Here is a 15,356-nt window from a genome sequence, read left to right on the forward strand (position 1 = left end):
TCCCCGCGCGCGGGGCGAGGTGATGCGGAGTCTGTGTCTTCGAGAACCGTCGGCCCCTGCGGTGCAACGTCGCGTCCGGCGTTGCACCGCACGCACGTGGGCTGCAATCTCCGCCTTTTTTAGCGCTTCCCTTTGCTTCGGCTTCCCCCGTACCATGGCTTTCGTTTATACGGTCATTTGAACGTCATCCGGCGCTGATAACGCGCCCAACGAAAGATGGTGTTCCAACCGGAGGGGCTTTTGATGATTTTCAGACGACTCGGCGCTGCTGCGGCAGCCGCTGCCACGCTTGTATTCGCGTCGCCTGCATTTGCGGTGACGGAGATTCAGTGGTGGCACGCGATGACCGGCGCCAACAACGACGTCATCGTCAAGCTGGCCAACGACTTCAATGCCTCGCAGTCCGACTACAAGGTGATCCCGACCTACAAGGGCGGCTACGCCGACACCATGAACGCCGGCATCGCCGCATTCCGCGCCGGCAACGCCCCGCACATCATGCAGGTTTTCGAGGTCGGCACCGCGACGATGATGGCCGCCACCGGCGCCGTCAAACCGGTCTACAAGCTGATGGCCGACGCCGGCGAGAAGTTCGATCCGAGCGTCTATCTGCCCGCGATCACCGGCTACTACTCGACATCGAAGGGCGAGATGCTGTCGTTCCCCTTCAACTCGTCGTCGACCGTGATGTGGGTCAATCTCGATGCGCTGAAGAAGGCCAACATCGCGGAGATCCCGAAGACCTGGCCGCAAGTGTTCGAGGACGCCAAGAAACTGAAGGCGGCCGGCTACACCACCTGCGGCTTCTCCGGCTCGTGGGTCACCTGGGTCAATCTCGAGCAGCTCTCGGCCTGGCACAACGTGCCGCTCGCGAGCAAAGCCAACGGCCTCGACGGCTTCGACACCGTGCTCGAATTCAACGGCCCGCTGCAGGTCAAGCATCTCGAGAATCTGGTCGAGCTGCAGAAGGACAAGACCTACGACTACGCCGGCCGCACCAACACCGGTGAAGGCCGCTTCACCGCGGGCGAGTGTCCGATCTACCTGACCTCGTCGGCCTTCTTCGGCAACGTCAAGGCGCAGGCCAAGTTCAACTTCACCGCTGCGCCGATGCCCTATTATCCCGATGCCAAGGGCGCACCGCAGAACTCGATCATCGGCGGCGCCTCGCTCTGGGTGATGGGCGGCAAGTCGGCCGAGGAATACAAGGGCGTGGCCAAGTTCCTGACCTTCCTCTCGGACACCGACCGCCAGATCTGGATCCACAAGGCCTCGGGCTATCTGCCGATCACCAAGGCAGCCTACGCCAAGGCCAAGGAAGAGGGCTTCTACAAGGACCAGCCCTATCTCGAGACCCCGCTGCTCGAACTCACCAACAAGGAGCCGACCGAGAATTCTCGCGGTCTGCGCCTTGGCAACATGGTGCAGCTCCGCGACATGTGGTCGGAGGAGATCGAGCAGGCGCTGGCCGGCAAGAAGACCGCCAAGCAGGCGCTGGACTCGGCCGTCGAGCGCGGCAACCAGATGCTGCGGCAGTTTGAAAAGACCGCCGTCCACTGACATGATGCGCTAAAGCGCGATGAAGATCGGGTTGAATCGTCACCGCGCCTTAGCTTCTTGTTTGAGCATGATCTTTTCGGAAAACCGCTTCGCACTTTTCCGGATCATGCTTTAGGCACCCGGCAGGCCGCAAACGCGCGGCCTGCCAATTCTTATGAGATCATGCAAAAGCAATCGGTTTTCCAATCAAAGTTGTTGCCTTACGCGCTGGTTGCCCCGCAACTCGCGATCGTCCTGATCTTTTTCTATTGGCCGGCCGCGCAGGCGGTGATTCAATCCTTCCTGCTGCAGGATGCCTTCGGCCTTTCGACCACCTTCGTGTGGTTCGAGAACTATCTCGAACTGTTCAAGGACCCGGCCTATTTCGCGGCAATCGTCCGAACCTTCGCGTTCTCGTTCGCGATCGCGGTCTCCTCGCTGTCGTTCGCGCTGCTGCTCGCGGTGATGGCCGACAAGCCGCTGCGCGGCTCGACGCTCTACCGCACGCTGCTGATCTGGCCGTATGCCGTCGCCCCACCGGTGGTCGGCGTGCTCTGGGTGTTCATGCTGCACCCCTCGCTCGGCGTGCTGTCGCGCTATCTGCGCGCCATGGGCGTTGACTGGAATCCGCTGCTCGACGGCGACCAGGCCGCCGCCCTGATCATCCTCGCCGCGGCCTGGAAGCAGATCTCCTACAATTTCCTGTTCTTTCTCGCCGGGCTGCAGAGCATCCCGAAGAGCGTGATCGAGGCCGCCGCGATCGACGGCGCCCGCCCGATGCGGCGGTTCTGGACCGTGATCTTCCCGCTGCTGTCGCCGACCATCTTCTTCCTCTTGGTCATCAACATCGTCTACGCCTTCTTCGACACCTTCGGCATCATCGACACGATGACCCGCGGCGGCCCCGGCAAGGCGACCGAAACGCTGGTCTACAAGGTCTATACGGACGGCCTGCTCGGCGGCAATCTCGGCTCCTCCGCGGCACAGTCGGTCATCCTGATGGTCATCGTCGTCGTGCTGACGGGAATCCAGTTCCGCTTCGTCGAACGCAAGGTGACCTACTGATGGTCGAGGAGGAAGGCTTCCAGCGCTATCTGGCTCACGCCATCCTGTGGATCGGGATCGCGATCGTCGCCTTCCCGGTCTATCTGGCGATCGTCGCCTCGACCCAGGACAACGCCGTCATCGCCAACGGCCAGATGTCGCTGTTGCCCGGCGGCCATTTCCTCGAGACCTACTACCAGACGCTGTTTGTCGGCACGAGCGGCTCGACCCGCGAGCCGGTGCTCAACATGATGCTGAACTCGCTGATCATGGCGCTCTTGATCGCGATCGGCAAAATCGCGATCTCGATCATCTCGGCCTACGCGATCGTCTATTTCCGATTTCCGTTCCGGATGGCGATCTTCTGGATCATCTTCATCACATTGATGCTGCCGGTCGAGGTGCGCATCTATCCGACCTACAAGATCGTCGCCGACCTGCATCTGCTCGACAGCTATGCCGGCCTGTCGCTGCCGCTGATCGCCTCGGCCACCGCGACGCTGCTGTTCCGGCAGTTCTTCATGACCGTGCCGGATGAGTTGCTGGAGGCCTCGCGCATCGACGGTGCGGGCCCGTTCCGCTTCTTCTGGGATACGCTGCTGCCGCTGTCGCGCACCAACATGGCCGCGCTGTTCGTGATCCTCTTCATCCTCGGCTGGAATCAGTATCTCTGGCCGCTTTTGATCACCACGCGCGACGACATGCAGACCATCCAGGTCGGCATCCGCAAGATGATCACCACGACGGATGCGCTGACCGAATGGCCTGTGGTGATGGCGACCGCGCTGCTCGCGATGCTGCCGCCGGTGTTCGTCGTCGTCGTGATGCAGAAACTGTTCGTGCGCGGATTGGTGGAGACGGAAAAGTAATGGCTAACGTCACGCTGCGCAGCGTCCGCAAGACCTATCCCGGCGGCTTCGAGGCCATCAAGGGCGTCGATGTCGACGTCGGCGACGGCCAGTTCTGCGTGCTGGTCGGCCCAAGCGGCTGCGGCAAGTCCACGCTGCTCCGCATGGTCGCGGGGCTCGAGACCATCACCGGCGGCGAGATCGACATCGGCGGCCGCATCGTCAACCAGATCGAGCCTGCCGATCGCGACATCGCGATGGTGTTCCAGAACTACGCGCTCTATCCGCATATGAGCGTCTACAACAACATGGCCTACGGCCTGCGCAACCGCGGCATGGCCGAAGCCGAGGTCAAGACCCGCGTCGAGGAAGCCGCGCGCGTGCTCGAGCTCTCGCCGATGCTGGAGCGCAAGCCGCGGCAGCTCTCCGGCGGCCAGCGCCAGCGCGTCGCGATGGGCCGTGCCATCGTGCGCCAGCCGAAAGTCTTCCTGTTCGACGAGCCGCTGTCGAACCTCGACGCCAAGCTGCGCATCGCGATGCGGGTCGAGATCCGCAAGCTGCAGCGCCGGCTCAACACCACCTCGATCTACGTCACCCACGACCAGCTCGAGGCGATGACGCTCGCCGACATCCTCGTGGTCATGAATGGCGGCCAGGTCGAGCAGATCGGCAATCCCCTCGAAATCTATCAGAAGCCGGCGACCACCTTCGTCGCCTCCTTCATCGGCGCCCCGCCGATGAACCTGATGCCGCTGCGCTCGGACGAGCTGACGTCCCAGATCGCGGGCGCCGACGGCGCCGGCATCGTCGGCATCCGGCCGGAGGATTTCGTGGTCACGGGCGAGACCGCATCCGGCGGCGTCGCGCTCGGCCTGACGGTCGAGGCGATCGAGCATGTCGGCGCCGAGACCTTCGTCTACGGCAGCCGCCAGCGCGAGGAACGGGCCATCGCCGCCAATCCGGGCGAGCTGCCGCCCGGCGAAGTGATCGTCCGGATTCCCGGCGCCACTGGGCCTGCGATCGGCGAGCAGATCCGGGCGGTCGCGCCGCGCGACAAACTGCATCTTTTTACCGCTGACGGCCGCAAGCGCGTCGGCCCGTAACCGATCGGGAGCGCTTGGGGGCCATGCTGGCGCGTTTTCGAGCGAAGCGGACACCGGTTCGCGTGAAGAAAACGCGCCTAAGACAAAGAGTGGAGCATATCGGTCCTGATTTGATCAGAACCGATATGCGCCAGGCGGCATTTACGCTGGTTTCAGAGGCGCTTGAACGCTATCCAGATCGCTCCCATATTGGCTGGTGACCGACGGGCAAGCGGCCCGCCGGTTGCATGGGGTGCCGCAAGGGCCCCTCAAAGTCGCTTCGAGAGGACTTTGTAATGTCTCGTGTTCCATCGTTGTCCAGTCCGTTCCTTCTGGGATTCGACGAGATCGAGCGTGCGCTCGACCGCGTCGTGAAGGGCGCTGACGGCTATCCTCCGTACAATATCGAGCGGTGCGACCGTACCAACGGGCAGCCCGAGCGGTTGCGCATCACGTTGGCGGTGGCGGGCTTCACCCGCGACCAACTCGATGTAACTATTGAGGAAAATCAGCTCGTCATCCGCGGCCGCCAGCAGGACGACAAGGCTCGGCAATACATCCATCGCGGCATCGCCGCGCGCCACTTCCAGCGCACCTTCGTGCTGGCGGAGGGGATGCAGGTGCTGGGCGCGGATCTGAAGAACGGGTTGTTGTCGATCGACCTGGCCAGGCCAGAACCTGAACGGGTCGTTAAGACAATCGCTATCAATGAACACGAATAATAGAAACAACGAGCGGACTCGACCGCTTATCTGACTGAGGAGTCGAGACCATGAGTGAAGCCAATATCATCTACCAGTCCGAGAGCGTCACGCCGGAAGCGCTGGCCCATCTGGGCGAGGGCCATATCGCCTATGTGAAGCAGGTCCGTTCCGAGGACGTGCCGGATCTCTTTCCGCAGGCGCCGAAGATCGCGCCGGGGCTCAAGCTGTTCGCACTGCATGCCGCCGACGGCACGCCGATCATGCTGACCGACAGCCGCGAAGCCGCGATCGCGAACGCCTGGAGCAACGAGCTGCAGGCCGTCAGCGTACACTGACGCAGATCTACTGACGGCCCGCTGAATTCAGCATCCGCGAGTTCAATGCGCGGGCTCGCCTCGACACCGATCGAGGCGGCCCGCGCATTTTTTATGACGACGCCGCCCGGATCAATCGATCAGGGCCTGTCGTGCTCCTCTGAAATGTCCTTGTTGGTGTAGTCGGGCATCATCGCGGTCGCGACAATGCTGACCACCGCGCAGAACAGAATGTAGAGCGCGATCACGTAGCCGGAGCCGGTGGCGGCCAGCAGCGCGGTGGCGATCAACGGTGCCGGTCCGCCTGATATGACCGAGGAGAGCTGGTAGCCGATCGAGCAGCCGCTGTAGCGCAGCCGCGGCGTGAAGCATTCAGCGATCAGCGCCGCTTGCGGACCATACATCAGGTCGTGCGGCACGAATGACAGCACGATGGCGATGAAGATCAGCGCCGGCGCTGCGGTGTTCAGCAGGCCGAAATAGGCGAAGCCGAACAGCCCGGTCAGGACCGAGCCGATCAGATACATCCGCTTGCGCCCGATGCGATCCGACAGGTGCCCGGCCAGCGGGATAGTGACGAGCGAGACGAGACCGGCACAGATCAGGCAGATCAGCAGGAAGTCGCGGTCTTGGTGGATGACCTGGGTGCCGTAGGCGAACACAAAGGCGAGATAGATGTAGGCCGGCGCCTGTTCGGCCATCCGCGCCAGCGCCGCGAGGATGATCGATCGCGGCTGACGCTTGATCACCTCGAGGACCGGGACCCGCGCGACACGATTCTCGGCCACGATCCGCCGGAACGTCGGCGTCTCCATGATGCCGAGCCGGATGTAGAGCCCGATCGCGATCATCACGAGGCTGAGCAGGAACGGAATGCGCCAGCCCCAGACCAGGAACTGGTCGCCGGAGATTCGGCTGAACACCAGCACCGCGATATTTGCCAGCAGCAACCCGGCGGGACCGCCGAGCTGCGGCCACGAGGTGATGAAGCCGCGATGCCGGTTGGTCCGCGCCCACTCCATCGAGAGCAGCACCGAGCCACCCCACTCGCCGCCGACGCCGATACCCTGGATGAAACGGATCACGGTCAGGATGACGGCACCCCAGATGCCGATCTGGTCATAAGTGGGGACGAGGCCGACCGCCGCGGTGGCGATGCCGGTCAACAGCAGCGTGGCGATCAGCGTCGCCTTGCGGCCGATGCGATCGCCAAAGTGGCCGAAGATCGCGGCACCGATCGGCCGCGCGATGAAGCCCACCGTGTAGATGGCGAATGCCTCCAGCACGCCGACCAAAGGATCGGACTTGGGAAAGAACAGCTTGCCGAAGACCAGGCCGGTCACCGTGCTGTAGAGCAGAAAGTCGTACCATTCGATGGTGGTGCCTACCGTGCTGGCAATCAATGCGCGACGCAATTGCGCATGATGCTCGGCTTCCGGGAGCGGGGCGACTGCAATGTGCAATGTCGTCATCGTACATCTCCCTGGCCCGACATGTTCGGGCCATCTGGAATGCGTTTCATCCACCGTCCACGGCAGTGGAAGGCGGTATCGATGCCCGGTTATTTGTTTGGTTGGGGCAGGGCCGCAAATGTGCGGGGCGTGCCCATGCAGGCCTTAAGGAAGCCGGTCCTGGATCGCGCGCGGCCTAACCGACGCCATCGCAGGAGTACGACATCCCTCATGACACGGTCTTGCAATCCGAAATCTAGTCCTTCGGTCCGCCCGGTAAATTCGACCTTGGTCTGTGGGAATGCTCGTCGACCACTGCTGCAGCGCGGTGGCGGTCCACGCCTTTACGGCGATGCGGTCGATGTGGCGAGCATCGGCCCCATGCAGTGCTGCACTTCGCCGGGCACATTGTAGGTGCGCATGATCGCGCGGCTGTCGCGCATGCCGCAAGCTTCCCGCTGCACCACGAACATCCAGAGCGCGTGGCCGGCTTCCTGCACCAGAATGCGTCGTGCCTGTTGCGCGGATGCCGGTGCTTCAGCGCGCGGATGGGCGGCATCGAACTCGCGCAGCCTGGCGAGAGCCTGCTCAAGCGCGCGGCCCATGCGTCCGAGCGCGGAGGCCTTTTCCTCGGCGAGCTCGTAAGCGAGAACGTCGATGGGAGTGCGATGGAAGCGAAAGTCGAGGGACATCGGTTATCCCATGGGGTCGCATGCACGACGATGACCCCTGAGTCTTCTGGCGCGATGGGACGGTTGTCAATAGGCGCTCACGCCGGTGCTTCGGGCCGCGGACCATGGCAGCGGCCCCATTTCGCTCCGCGCCATTCCATGCTGTAATTCGTTCCCGTGACCAACGGTCCGCGCAGTCCTGAGCCTCGGAGAAGGCAACGCGATAATGAGGAATTTCCAGCAAGAGATTATCCGCCGCCAAATCGATTGAGGGAGATACGACCATGCGGAAGAGCTCGCTGATCAATCTCGTTGCTTCGGTGTCGATTTCCATCCTCGCGACCGGTGTCGCGATTTCCGCGCAGGACAAATACAGTCTGCAAGTGCCTGGTGGGCTCGCATTCTCCGAGTTCACGGGATACGAGGACTGGTCGGTGATCGCGATCAGCGAGAACGAAGGCGTCATCGCCGTGATCCTGGGCAATCCGGCGATGATCGGCGCCTACCGCGAGGGCGTGCCCGGGAATGGCAAGCCGTTCCCGGACGGCGCCAGGATGGCGAAGATTCATTGGATCCCGAAAAAGCAGGAAGCGTATCCCGGTCAGCCGACGGTGCCGGGCGCCCAACACGACGTCGACTTCATGCTCAAGGACAGCAAGCGGTTTGCGGATAGCGGCGGATGGGGATACGGCGCGTTCGAGTATGATGCGGCCTCGGACGTATTCAGGGCCGCCACCACGGCGGACAATCCGCCACAGGAGAACGACGCGAAGTGCGGCTATGCCTGCCACACCGTGGTGCAAAACCGCGATTACGTTTTCACCGAATACGGCAAGAGGTGAACGCCGATCGCGCGAGCTGGCGCTCCGTTGGCCGCGCGCGGTTTTTGGGCTTTAGTCCCTTGCTGAAACGGAGTCCTCCGCGCTGATGGCGCGGTCCAGGGCTTCGACCAACGCCTGAACCTCGACGAACTTGCTGCGTGCCCGCTCCGCCTTGTCACGATCGAACGGAGCGGCCAGCACTTTCGCATGTGTGTCCCTTTCGTCGATCATCCGATCGCGGGCCTTCTTCAGTGTGTCAAGTCGCTCGCTCATCTGGGTCCTCCCGTACATACCTGCTCACTCGCAACCAGGAACTCAGCCGAAATTGGCCGGAAGCTCACCCTTCCGAAAGAAGACCATGGGCTCATCATCATAGTCGCCCATTTCGGGGTCGCCGGTGGACGAGAATGCAACGACGGCGAGCTTGCTCAACGCCAGGCGCTCTGCCGTTCGCAGCGCGCCATTTGCCGTCTTGCAGACGATTGGAGAGTCGGGCTTCAGATGCCCACCCTTGCCGGCGTTGAATGCCTGCACGACGTAGGTCGTTTCGCGGGCCATGAAGCCTCCTTGTGCTGCCAAGAGACGCGGTTGACGCCAGCGGCTGCGAACGCCGCACGCAGCGTTTATCGTCACAACGGGCGCGGAAATCTTGATCGCGCCGAAGCTGGAAGCGTGTCGCATATGGCGAAACGATCGATCGCCCTCGCTGTCTCCCGCTCCCGTGCGCGCGTGGTCGCAGATCTCAGCAGCCGCGACAGATGTTCTTCAGCTTCGCCGCAACGCGGGCATCTTCCGCGATCAACGGGTCCTTGTATTCGGATCGTGGCACGTTGCTATCGATGGCCGGAGGCTTCTTGACCGTCGGAGGGAACGCGGCATCGTAGCAGGCGAGACGACCGACCGTGCCTTCGATCTTGTGGCAGGCCGGTTCTGCGGCGAGCGCACCTTGTGCAATCAGGCCGGCCGCAACCGCGGCAAATAGCAGCGTTTTCATACAGGTGCCTTTCCGGGCGATCATCACACTGAGCATTTCATGATTTTGGTTGTGCGCCGGCTGCGCGCCTGCGCGTTGCCGGCCACATCAAGCGTCGGCCTGGCGTGGCCAAACGCCGGCACTGACGAATTCATCGTTGAGGCGCCTTATCCATGCAAGACGGCGGCAGCGGCCACCAAGAGCAGAAGAAACAGGGGAACGATCACCGGCGGCACGATCCAATCGGCCAGACGAAATCCAGACACGTATGCTCCTCATCTGTTGGCGGGAGCCCTACGTTACCCTCAGTCACCGGTGGATGCCGTGGATGGGCGGTGATGACGCGACTCTACGCTCAAAGCCGGCGAATAGCGAGCGTTTAAACCCGATGCGGCAACAGCGTCAGGTCCACAGCGTCACCATCAAGCGCCGACCTAGCTGCCTGAACGCTCCGTCAAGCGCGCGCGGATATCCGGCTTCAGCACCTTGCCGACCTTGGAACGCGGCAGATCGTCCCAGACCTCGATCTGCTTCGGCGTCTTGATGCTGCCGACCTGCTGCTTGACGAACGCGGCCAGCGCCGTCGCATCGACGGTCTGGCCGGCGCGCGGCTGCACCACCGCGACGATGCGCTCGCCCCATTTGTCGTCGGGGAGCCCGATGACAGCGCAATCCTGCACCGCCTCGTGGGCGCGCAAAGCGTTCTCGACCTCGATCGAGTAGACGTTGAAGCCGCCGGTGATGATCATGTCCTTGGCGCGGTCGACGATGTAGAGGTAGCCGTCGCCGTCGATGTAGCCGATATCGCCGGTGTGGTGCCAGCCATGCGCCGAGGCCTCACGCGTGGCCTCCGGGTTCTTGTAGTAGCCTTCCATGACAAGCGAACCGCGCACCACGATCTCGCCGCGCGATCCCGCGGGCAACAGCTTGCCGTCGCTATCCATGATGCCGGCCTGCACCAGCGGACCGATCCGCCCGGCGGAGGCGAGGCGCTCCATTGCGATGGTGCCGTCTGCATTGTAGTGATCCGCGGGCGCCATCATCGAGATCATCATCGGCGCCTCGGTCTGGCCGAACAGCTGCGCCATCGGCCCGATCCGCTTCAGGGCCTCGGCGAGCCGCGTCGCCGAGATCGGTGCCGCGCCATACCAGAAGCATTGCAGCGAGCTGAGATCGGCTGCATCGAGCCCGGGATGGTCGAGCAGCATGTAGATCACGGTCGGCGGCAGGAACGTATGCGTGACGCGGTAGCGTTCGATTAGCGCCAGGTACTCGCCGATGTCAGGGTGTTGCATGATCACGACGCGGCCGCCCAGCGTCATGATCGGGAAACAAAGCACCCCGGCGGCATGCGTCAGCGGCGCCAGCGCCAGATAGATCGGACGGCCCTTGAACGGGTAGCCCATCAGGGTCAGCGCCGTCATCGCCTCGATGTTGCGGCCGGAGAGCATCACACCCTTCGGCTTGCCGGTGGTGCCGCCGGTGCCCGGGATCATCGCGAGATCGTCGATCGTCCCGCGCTGATAGACATCATCGGCGAGCCCGCTGAGCCAGCGGTCGAACGATGGCGCAAACGGCAGCTCGGTATCAAGGCAGACCAGCGCGCGCAGCTTGGGCAGATCCTGCCTGACGGCTTCGACCATCGGCGCGAAGCTCGAATGAAACAGCAGCAGGCTGCAATCGAACTGGTCGAGGATGAACTTGTTCTCGGTCGCCTCGTTGCGCGGATTGATCGGACACCACACCGCTGCGGCGCGCGAGATGCCGAACACGCAGGCGAACGCGAGCGGATCGTTGCCGGACAGGATCGCGACCTTCTCGCCGGGCGCGATGCCCGACCGCTCGAGCCCGCGCGCGATCCGGTAGCTCAGCCGCTGCACCTCGCCATAGCTGAGGTCGCGGCCGTCCATGGTGAGGCACGGCGCGTCGGCGCCGAGCGAGGCACCCTTGTCGAGATAATCGATGAAGCGCATGGCAGGTCTCGCGCAAGAGGCGGCGTTTTCGAGCAGATTGGATACCGATCCGCTTGACGAAAACGCTTCAGGGAAGGGAGTGTTGAGCCCCGATCCAATCGGGGCTCAAGCTCAATCGTGCACGGTCAGGACCGGCTTGCCGACCAGGGCGAAGCTGCGCAATTGCCCGAGCAGTTCGTGATGGCCGAACGCCTGGCAGGCGGAGGCGAAGCCCACGCGCTTGGGCCGCTGTTGCAGCAGGTACGCCGCGGCAAAGGCCTGCAGCATGCCGGTCTGCTTGTAGTTGCTGTTGCCGTAGATGACGCAGTGCGCGCGCCCCAGCGGGCCGGAGGCGTACACCGAATCCAACGACTTGTTGACGCGCGGGTTCTCGCGCGGCGGCATGGTGTTCATCACGCCGGCAGCAGTCTGCGCCAGCGCGGCGTAGCGCTCGTCGGGCTTCATGTCCTTGGTCGCCTCCAGCGCGGCGGCAACGATCTGCGGCACGCCCAGCATCAGCGCGCGGTTGAACACGCCGCCCAGCACCTTCACGTTGGCCACGCGCGGATCGCGCTTGAACCACACCGGGTGCGAGGTGCCGCCCCAGGGCAGTGCCAGCGCCAGCTCGTGCTGGCCGGGGATGGCGAGGTTGTAGAGGCCGGCATCGGGCTGATGCTCGACGTACTTGTTCTGCTCCAGGTAGTAAGCCTTGGCCATCGCGGCGTTGACCAGGATGGTCTGCGTCGAGGCGATGGTCGGGCTGCCGCCCCAGAACACGGCGATATCAAGCGTGTCGAGACCGGGCGTCTCCAGGCACAGCTGCGCGGCGATCTCGCCGGTGGTGTACATCTGCGCGATGCCCGGCGCCAGCAGCAGGCCGGCATTGGCGAACTTCGCGCCAAACTCCTGCTCGAGCGTGATCAGCCAGTCCTGCTCGCCGGTGGTGTCGGTGTAGTGGCACTTGGCAGCCAGGCAGGCCTGCACCACCTCGCCGCCGAACTTGGCGAACGGGCCCACGGTGTTGAGCACCACCGAAGCGCCCTTGAACAATTCGGTCAGCGCGGCCGCGGTGTGCGGCACCGTCACCACCTCATAGTCGGCGGTTTCGATGCCGGCCACGTTCGACTTCATCGCGGCATTGAGCTTCTCGCCGCTGCGACCGGCGGCGATGAAGGGGATGTTGTACTCGCGCAGATATTCGCAGACCAGCCGGCCGGTGTAGCCGGAAGCGCCATAGACGATGACGGGCTTCTTCTCGCTCATTGCGATCCTCCGAAATGCTTGTTGTCGGCTTTGTTGCTACATGCCCATGCCACCATCGACCGGAAGGCCGATGCCGGTGATGAAGCGGGCCTCGTTCGAGCACAGGAACACCGCGGCGTCGGCGATGTCGGAGACCTCGGCGAGCTTGCCGAGCGGCGTCTGCTCCACCACCGAGCCGACAGCGGCGTTGACGTCGGGCGCGAGACCGATCTTCACGATGTCATTGGCGAGCTGCAGGCCCATGTCGGTCGGGATCAGGCCGGGATAGATGCAATTCACCCGCACCCCATAGCCGAGCTTGCCGGCTTCCATCGCGCCGACCCGCGTCATGCGATCGACCGCGGATTTGGTGCCGGAGTAGACGGCGATGCTCGGAAAGGCGATCGTCGCCGCGACCGAGGCGATGTTGACGACTGCGCCGCCCTTGCCCGCGGCTCCGCCCGGCCGCATCGCGCGGAAGGCGTGCTTCATGCCGAGCACGGTGCCGACGATGTTGACGTCGCACATCCGGCGCGCGTCCTCGGCCTTGATGTCGGCGACCAGCGAGGTGATCTCGATGCCGGCATTGTTGATCAGGATGTCGTAGCCGCCGAGGGTTTCGACCGTTGCGGCGACGGCCCGCTCCCATTGCGCGTCGTCGGTGACATCGAGCCTGACGAAGCCGGTTTTGACTCCGGCCTTGGCGATCTCGGCGGCGCTGGCCTTGCCGGCATCGTCGAGAATATCACCGATCATGACCGCGGCGCCGGACCGCGCCAGCGCCTGCGCGATGGCCGCGCCAATCCCCCGGGCGCCGCCGGTGACCAGGGCTTTCCTGCCTTCAAGGCTCTTCGCACTCATGACGTAGTCCTCCCTTTGCTTGGTGATTGATCGGTGCTTTGGCGATCGACAGCACGCTCGGCGGCCTTGCGCATTCTGAGCGCATTGGTGGTCACGGCCAGCGTCGGCGGGGCGCAGCGTTGGCGCGCCCGGCAGTGCATTTCCTCCTTGATGTCGTTAGGTCAGCCGTCTTGACGGTTGTCCAAATTATTGCGCCAACCCTCGTCCAGGAACTTGACACTTGTCAAGCCTGAATTTGACAAGTGTCAAAGAGGATGATTGTGAAGAGATGGAGTGCGCTGCGGTTCGCGCGGTATAAGTTGCTGCAGGAAAGAGACAGGAAAGGCACCAGATGGCGCGGCAAGCGACAGGAACGGCCCAACGCGTGGCGGTGGCGGCCGAGACGCTGCGCGACGAGAAGTTCAACGCACGACGCGTCGAGCTTGCGGAGGCCGCGCTGGAAACGCTCGGCGAGCTTGGCTTCGCGCGCACCAGCCTGCGCGAGATCGCGCAGAACTCCGCGTTCACGCACGGCGTGTTTCACTACTACTTCAGCGACAAGCTCGATCTGATCTGCTGCTGCGTCCGTCACTACAAGGCGAAATGCGTGACGCGCTACGACGAGGTGGTGACGACGGCACGAAGCCGCGACGAATTGACCGAAGGCTTCCTCGCCAAGCTCGCGGCGACGTTGCAGGACGAAGCCCGCATGCACCGGCTCTGGTACGACCTGCGCTCGCAAGCGATGTTCGAGCCCGCGTTTCGCAAGGACGTGCTCGAGATCGACAAGAGCCTGGAAGCGATGATCTGGCGGATCGCCACGCGCTACGCCGAGTTGGGCAACAGAAAGCCGGCATCGTCTCCGGCTGCGCTCTACGCGCTATTCGACGGCCTATTCCAGAGCGCGCTGCTCAGGCACCTCGCCAGCGACGAGAAGGCGATCCCCGATCTGCTCGACGAAGTCCGCCGCCTGCTGCCGACGATCTGCTGAAGCGTTTCGTCTCCAACCTCCCCTTGAAAAAGGGGAGATTGCTTTGCTCGTCAGAGCAAAGCGGGTGGGGATCTGCTCTCTCCGCTTGCAGCGGAGCCCGTGGCTGACCCCCATCCCGACCTTCCCCCTTTCAGGGGGAAGGAGAAGACGGACCTGCGGCCCGGATGAAGCGCGAGACCGTTCGATCGATGGACGAGAAAGACTGGACTACACTTCGCTCGACCGACAACGCATCGGCATGCGTCAACGCGTGACGTGCTGACTACGCGCTGATGTCAGTTGCGCGAACGAATTCGCGAATGCGGATGATTACGCCGCGCTCGCCGGCGGCAGCGCGAGCACCGAGTAGATCGCCTGCGCGTCGCGCGAGGCACGCAGCTTCTTGGCGACGTCCTGGTCGCGCAGCAGGCGGGCGATGCGCGCCAGCGCCTTGAGGTGATCGGCGCCGGCGCCTTCCGGCGCGAGCAGCAGGAAGATCAGATCGACCGGCTGGCCGTCCATCGCCTCGAAATCGATCGGGCGCTCGAGACGGGCGAAGAAGCCGAACAGCTTCTCCAGCTTGGGCAGCTTGCCGTGCGGAATGGCGACGCCATAGCCGACCGCCGTGGTGCCGAGCTTCTCGCGCTGCAGTAGCACCTCGAACACCGCGCGTTCGTTCTGCCCGGTCAAAGCGGACGCACGCGCGGCGAGTTCCTGCAGCGCCTGCTTCTTGCTGATGACTTTCAAAGCCGGGAGAATCGCCTCGGGTGCGACCAAATCGGTAATCGGCATTGGGACGTTCCGAGGTGAATGAACCGTCAGGTTGCGAAATAGGCTTTACAGCGGCGGCGTCAAGAAGTTGAGGTGGGATGCGGGCTTAGCCCGGGTCCAGCTGGCAGGGCTTC

The 15,356-nt window shown here is 63.5% G+C and carries 18 protein-coding genes; 9 read left to right on the forward strand and 9 right to left on the reverse strand.

Annotated elements, in window-relative coordinates:
• The first annotated feature begins 243 nt into the window (after positions 1–243).
• The 7 genes from ugpB (at position 244) to ACVIGB_RS31095 (ending at position 5,552) form a co-directional block, all read left to right on the forward strand.
• The gene (gene ugpB, locus ACVIGB_RS31065) at positions 244–1,560 is read left to right on the forward strand and encodes a sn-glycerol-3-phosphate ABC transporter substrate-binding protein UgpB (protein WP_456719802.1); all 1,317 of its coding nucleotides are present in this window, start codon (positions 244–246) and stop codon (positions 1,558–1,560) included.
• Between the two features lie 162 nt (positions 1,561–1,722).
• On the forward strand, positions 1,723–2,604 hold the full coding sequence (ugpA, locus tag ACVIGB_RS31070) for a sn-glycerol-3-phosphate ABC transporter permease UgpA (protein WP_456719801.1): 882 nt from the start codon (positions 1,723–1,725) through the stop codon (positions 2,602–2,604).
• Positions 2,604–3,452 carry a sn-glycerol-3-phosphate ABC transporter permease UgpE gene (gene ugpE / locus ACVIGB_RS31075; RefSeq protein WP_456719800.1) on the forward strand — a complete coding sequence of 283 codons (849 nt, stop codon included), beginning with the start codon at positions 2,604–2,606 and terminating at the stop codon, positions 3,450–3,452. Before ugpA ends, ugpE begins: the two co-directional genes overlap by 1 nt.
• A complete protein-coding gene (locus ACVIGB_RS31080; RefSeq protein ID WP_456719799.1) occupies positions 3,452–4,534 on the forward strand; it encodes a sn-glycerol-3-phosphate import ATP-binding protein UgpC in 1,083 nt (360 codons plus the stop codon). The genes ugpE and ACVIGB_RS31080 overlap by 1 nt, the downstream gene beginning before the upstream one ends.
• A 23-nt stretch (positions 4,535–4,557) precedes the next feature.
• The gene (locus ACVIGB_RS31085) at positions 4,558–4,734 is read left to right on the forward strand and encodes a hypothetical protein (RefSeq protein ID WP_456719798.1); all 177 of its coding nucleotides are present in this window, start codon (positions 4,558–4,560) and stop codon (positions 4,732–4,734) included.
• A 75-nt stretch (positions 4,735–4,809) separates the two neighbouring features.
• Positions 4,810–5,235, forward strand: coding sequence for an Hsp20 family protein (locus ACVIGB_RS31090; RefSeq protein ID WP_092120814.1), 426 nt, complete (start codon positions 4,810–4,812; stop codon positions 5,233–5,235).
• A 50-nt stretch (positions 5,236–5,285) separates the two neighbouring features.
• Positions 5,286–5,552, forward strand: a complete 267-nt coding sequence (locus tag ACVIGB_RS31095) for a BQ00720 family protein (protein ID WP_092120817.1) — start codon at positions 5,286–5,288, stop codon at positions 5,550–5,552.
• Between the two features lie 119 nt (positions 5,553–5,671).
• Here ACVIGB_RS31095 and ACVIGB_RS31100 read toward each other — a convergent pair whose 3' ends face one another.
• Both ACVIGB_RS31100 and ACVIGB_RS31105 read right to left on the reverse strand, forming a co-directional pair.
• Entirely contained in the window at positions 5,672–7,003 is a 1,332-nt protein-coding gene (locus ACVIGB_RS31100) for an MFS transporter (RefSeq protein ID WP_456719797.1), read from the reverse strand.
• 323 nt (positions 7,004–7,326) lie between these two features.
• Positions 7,327–7,674, reverse strand: coding sequence for a DUF6665 family protein (locus ACVIGB_RS31105; protein WP_456719796.1), 348 nt, complete (start codon positions 7,672–7,674; stop codon positions 7,327–7,329).
• A 263-nt stretch (positions 7,675–7,937) separates the two neighbouring features.
• Here ACVIGB_RS31105 and ACVIGB_RS31110 point away from each other — a divergent pair, with 263 nt between their 5' ends.
• On the forward strand, positions 7,938–8,495 hold the full coding sequence (locus tag ACVIGB_RS31110) for a cytochrome P460 family protein (RefSeq protein WP_456719795.1): 558 nt from the start codon (positions 7,938–7,940) through the stop codon (positions 8,493–8,495).
• Between the two features lie 51 nt (positions 8,496–8,546).
• Here the strand turns inward: ACVIGB_RS31110 and ACVIGB_RS31115 are convergent, their stop codons facing one another.
• From ACVIGB_RS31115 to ACVIGB_RS31140, 6 genes are all read right to left on the reverse strand, one after another.
• Positions 8,547–8,747: a hypothetical protein gene (locus ACVIGB_RS31115; RefSeq protein ID WP_456719794.1), complete on the reverse strand. Its 201-nt coding sequence runs from the start codon at positions 8,745–8,747 to the stop codon at positions 8,547–8,549.
• A 42-nt stretch (positions 8,748–8,789) separates the two neighbouring features.
• Positions 8,790–9,032, reverse strand: coding sequence for a hypothetical protein (locus ACVIGB_RS31120; RefSeq protein ID WP_171947927.1), 243 nt, complete (start codon positions 9,030–9,032; stop codon positions 8,790–8,792).
• Between the two features lie 184 nt (positions 9,033–9,216).
• Positions 9,217–9,468: a hypothetical protein gene (locus tag ACVIGB_RS31125; RefSeq protein ID WP_456719793.1), complete on the reverse strand. Its 252-nt coding sequence runs from the start codon at positions 9,466–9,468 to the stop codon at positions 9,217–9,219.
• Between the two features lie 413 nt (positions 9,469–9,881).
• Positions 9,882–11,420 carry an AMP-binding protein gene (locus tag ACVIGB_RS31130; RefSeq protein ID WP_456719792.1) on the reverse strand — a complete coding sequence of 513 codons (1,539 nt, stop codon included), beginning with the start codon at positions 11,418–11,420 and terminating at the stop codon, positions 9,882–9,884.
• Between the two features lie 111 nt (positions 11,421–11,531).
• The gene (locus tag ACVIGB_RS31135) at positions 11,532–12,662 is read right to left on the reverse strand and encodes a DUF5938 domain-containing protein (RefSeq protein ID WP_456719791.1); all 1,131 of its coding nucleotides are present in this window, start codon (positions 12,660–12,662) and stop codon (positions 11,532–11,534) included.
• A 36-nt stretch (positions 12,663–12,698) separates the two neighbouring features.
• Complete coding sequence (locus ACVIGB_RS31140) at positions 12,699–13,502, reverse strand: SDR family NAD(P)-dependent oxidoreductase (protein WP_456719790.1); 804 nt, start codon at positions 13,500–13,502, stop codon at positions 12,699–12,701.
• A gap of 331 nt (positions 13,503–13,833) precedes the next feature.
• Here ACVIGB_RS31140 and ACVIGB_RS31145 point away from each other — a divergent pair, with 331 nt between their 5' ends.
• Positions 13,834–14,472 carry a TetR/AcrR family transcriptional regulator gene (locus ACVIGB_RS31145; RefSeq protein ID WP_456719789.1) on the forward strand — a complete coding sequence of 213 codons (639 nt, stop codon included), beginning with the start codon at positions 13,834–13,836 and terminating at the stop codon, positions 14,470–14,472.
• A gap of 309 nt (positions 14,473–14,781) precedes the next feature.
• On the opposite strand, the gene ptsN is transcribed toward ACVIGB_RS31145, so the two are convergent.
• Positions 14,782–15,243, reverse strand: coding sequence for a PTS IIA-like nitrogen regulatory protein PtsN (ptsN, locus tag ACVIGB_RS31150; RefSeq protein WP_029082506.1), 462 nt, complete (start codon positions 15,241–15,243; stop codon positions 14,782–14,784).
• Positions 15,244–15,356: the final 113 nt, after the last annotated feature.

The organism is Bradyrhizobium sp. USDA 4341, assembly GCF_054063755.1.

Bases quoted from the DNA above. Each gene is read 5' to 3' on its own strand.
- ACVIGB_RS31105 (WP_456719796.1), bottom strand. From the start codon at position 7,674: ATGTCCCTCGACTTTCGCTTCCATCGCACTCCCATCGACGTTCTCGCT.
- ACVIGB_RS31085 (WP_456719798.1), top strand. From the start codon at position 4,558: ATGCTGGCGCGTTTTCGAGCGAAGCGGACACCGGTTCGCGTGAAGAAA.
- ACVIGB_RS31125 (WP_456719793.1), bottom strand. From the start codon at position 9,468: ATGAAAACGCTGCTATTTGCCGCGGTTGCGGCCGGCCTGATTGCACAA.
- ACVIGB_RS31145 (WP_456719789.1), top strand. From the start codon at position 13,834: ATGGCGCGGCAAGCGACAGGAACGGCCCAACGCGTGGCGGTGGCGGCC.
- ACVIGB_RS31095 (WP_092120817.1), top strand. From the start codon at position 5,286: ATGAGTGAAGCCAATATCATCTACCAGTCCGAGAGCGTCACGCCGGAA.
- ACVIGB_RS31100 (WP_456719797.1), bottom strand. From the start codon at position 7,003: ATGACGACATTGCACATTGCAGTCGCCCCGCTCCCGGAAGCCGAGCAT.
- ugpB (WP_456719802.1), top strand. From the start codon at position 244: ATGATTTTCAGACGACTCGGCGCTGCTGCGGCAGCCGCTGCCACGCTT.
- ACVIGB_RS31080 (WP_456719799.1), top strand. From the start codon at position 3,452: ATGGCTAACGTCACGCTGCGCAGCGTCCGCAAGACCTATCCCGGCGGC.
- ugpE (WP_456719800.1), top strand. From the start codon at position 2,604: ATGGTCGAGGAGGAAGGCTTCCAGCGCTATCTGGCTCACGCCATCCTG.
- ugpA (WP_456719801.1), top strand. From the start codon at position 1,723: ATGCAAAAGCAATCGGTTTTCCAATCAAAGTTGTTGCCTTACGCGCTG.
- ACVIGB_RS31135 (WP_456719791.1), bottom strand. From the start codon at position 12,662: ATGAGCGAGAAGAAGCCCGTCATCGTCTATGGCGCTTCCGGCTACACC.
- ACVIGB_RS31120 (WP_171947927.1), bottom strand. From the start codon at position 9,032: ATGGCCCGCGAAACGACCTACGTCGTGCAGGCATTCAACGCCGGCAAG.
- ACVIGB_RS31115 (WP_456719794.1), bottom strand. From the start codon at position 8,747: ATGAGCGAGCGACTTGACACACTGAAGAAGGCCCGCGATCGGATGATC.
- ptsN (WP_029082506.1), bottom strand. From the start codon at position 15,243: ATGCCGATTACCGATTTGGTCGCACCCGAGGCGATTCTCCCGGCTTTG.
- ACVIGB_RS31130 (WP_456719792.1), bottom strand. From the start codon at position 11,420: ATGCGCTTCATCGATTATCTCGACAAGGGTGCCTCGCTCGGCGCCGAC.
- ACVIGB_RS31140 (WP_456719790.1), bottom strand. From the start codon at position 13,502: ATGAGTGCGAAGAGCCTTGAAGGCAGGAAAGCCCTGGTCACCGGCGGC.
- ACVIGB_RS31110 (WP_456719795.1), top strand. From the start codon at position 7,938: ATGCGGAAGAGCTCGCTGATCAATCTCGTTGCTTCGGTGTCGATTTCC.
- ACVIGB_RS31090 (WP_092120814.1), top strand. From the start codon at position 4,810: ATGTCTCGTGTTCCATCGTTGTCCAGTCCGTTCCTTCTGGGATTCGAC.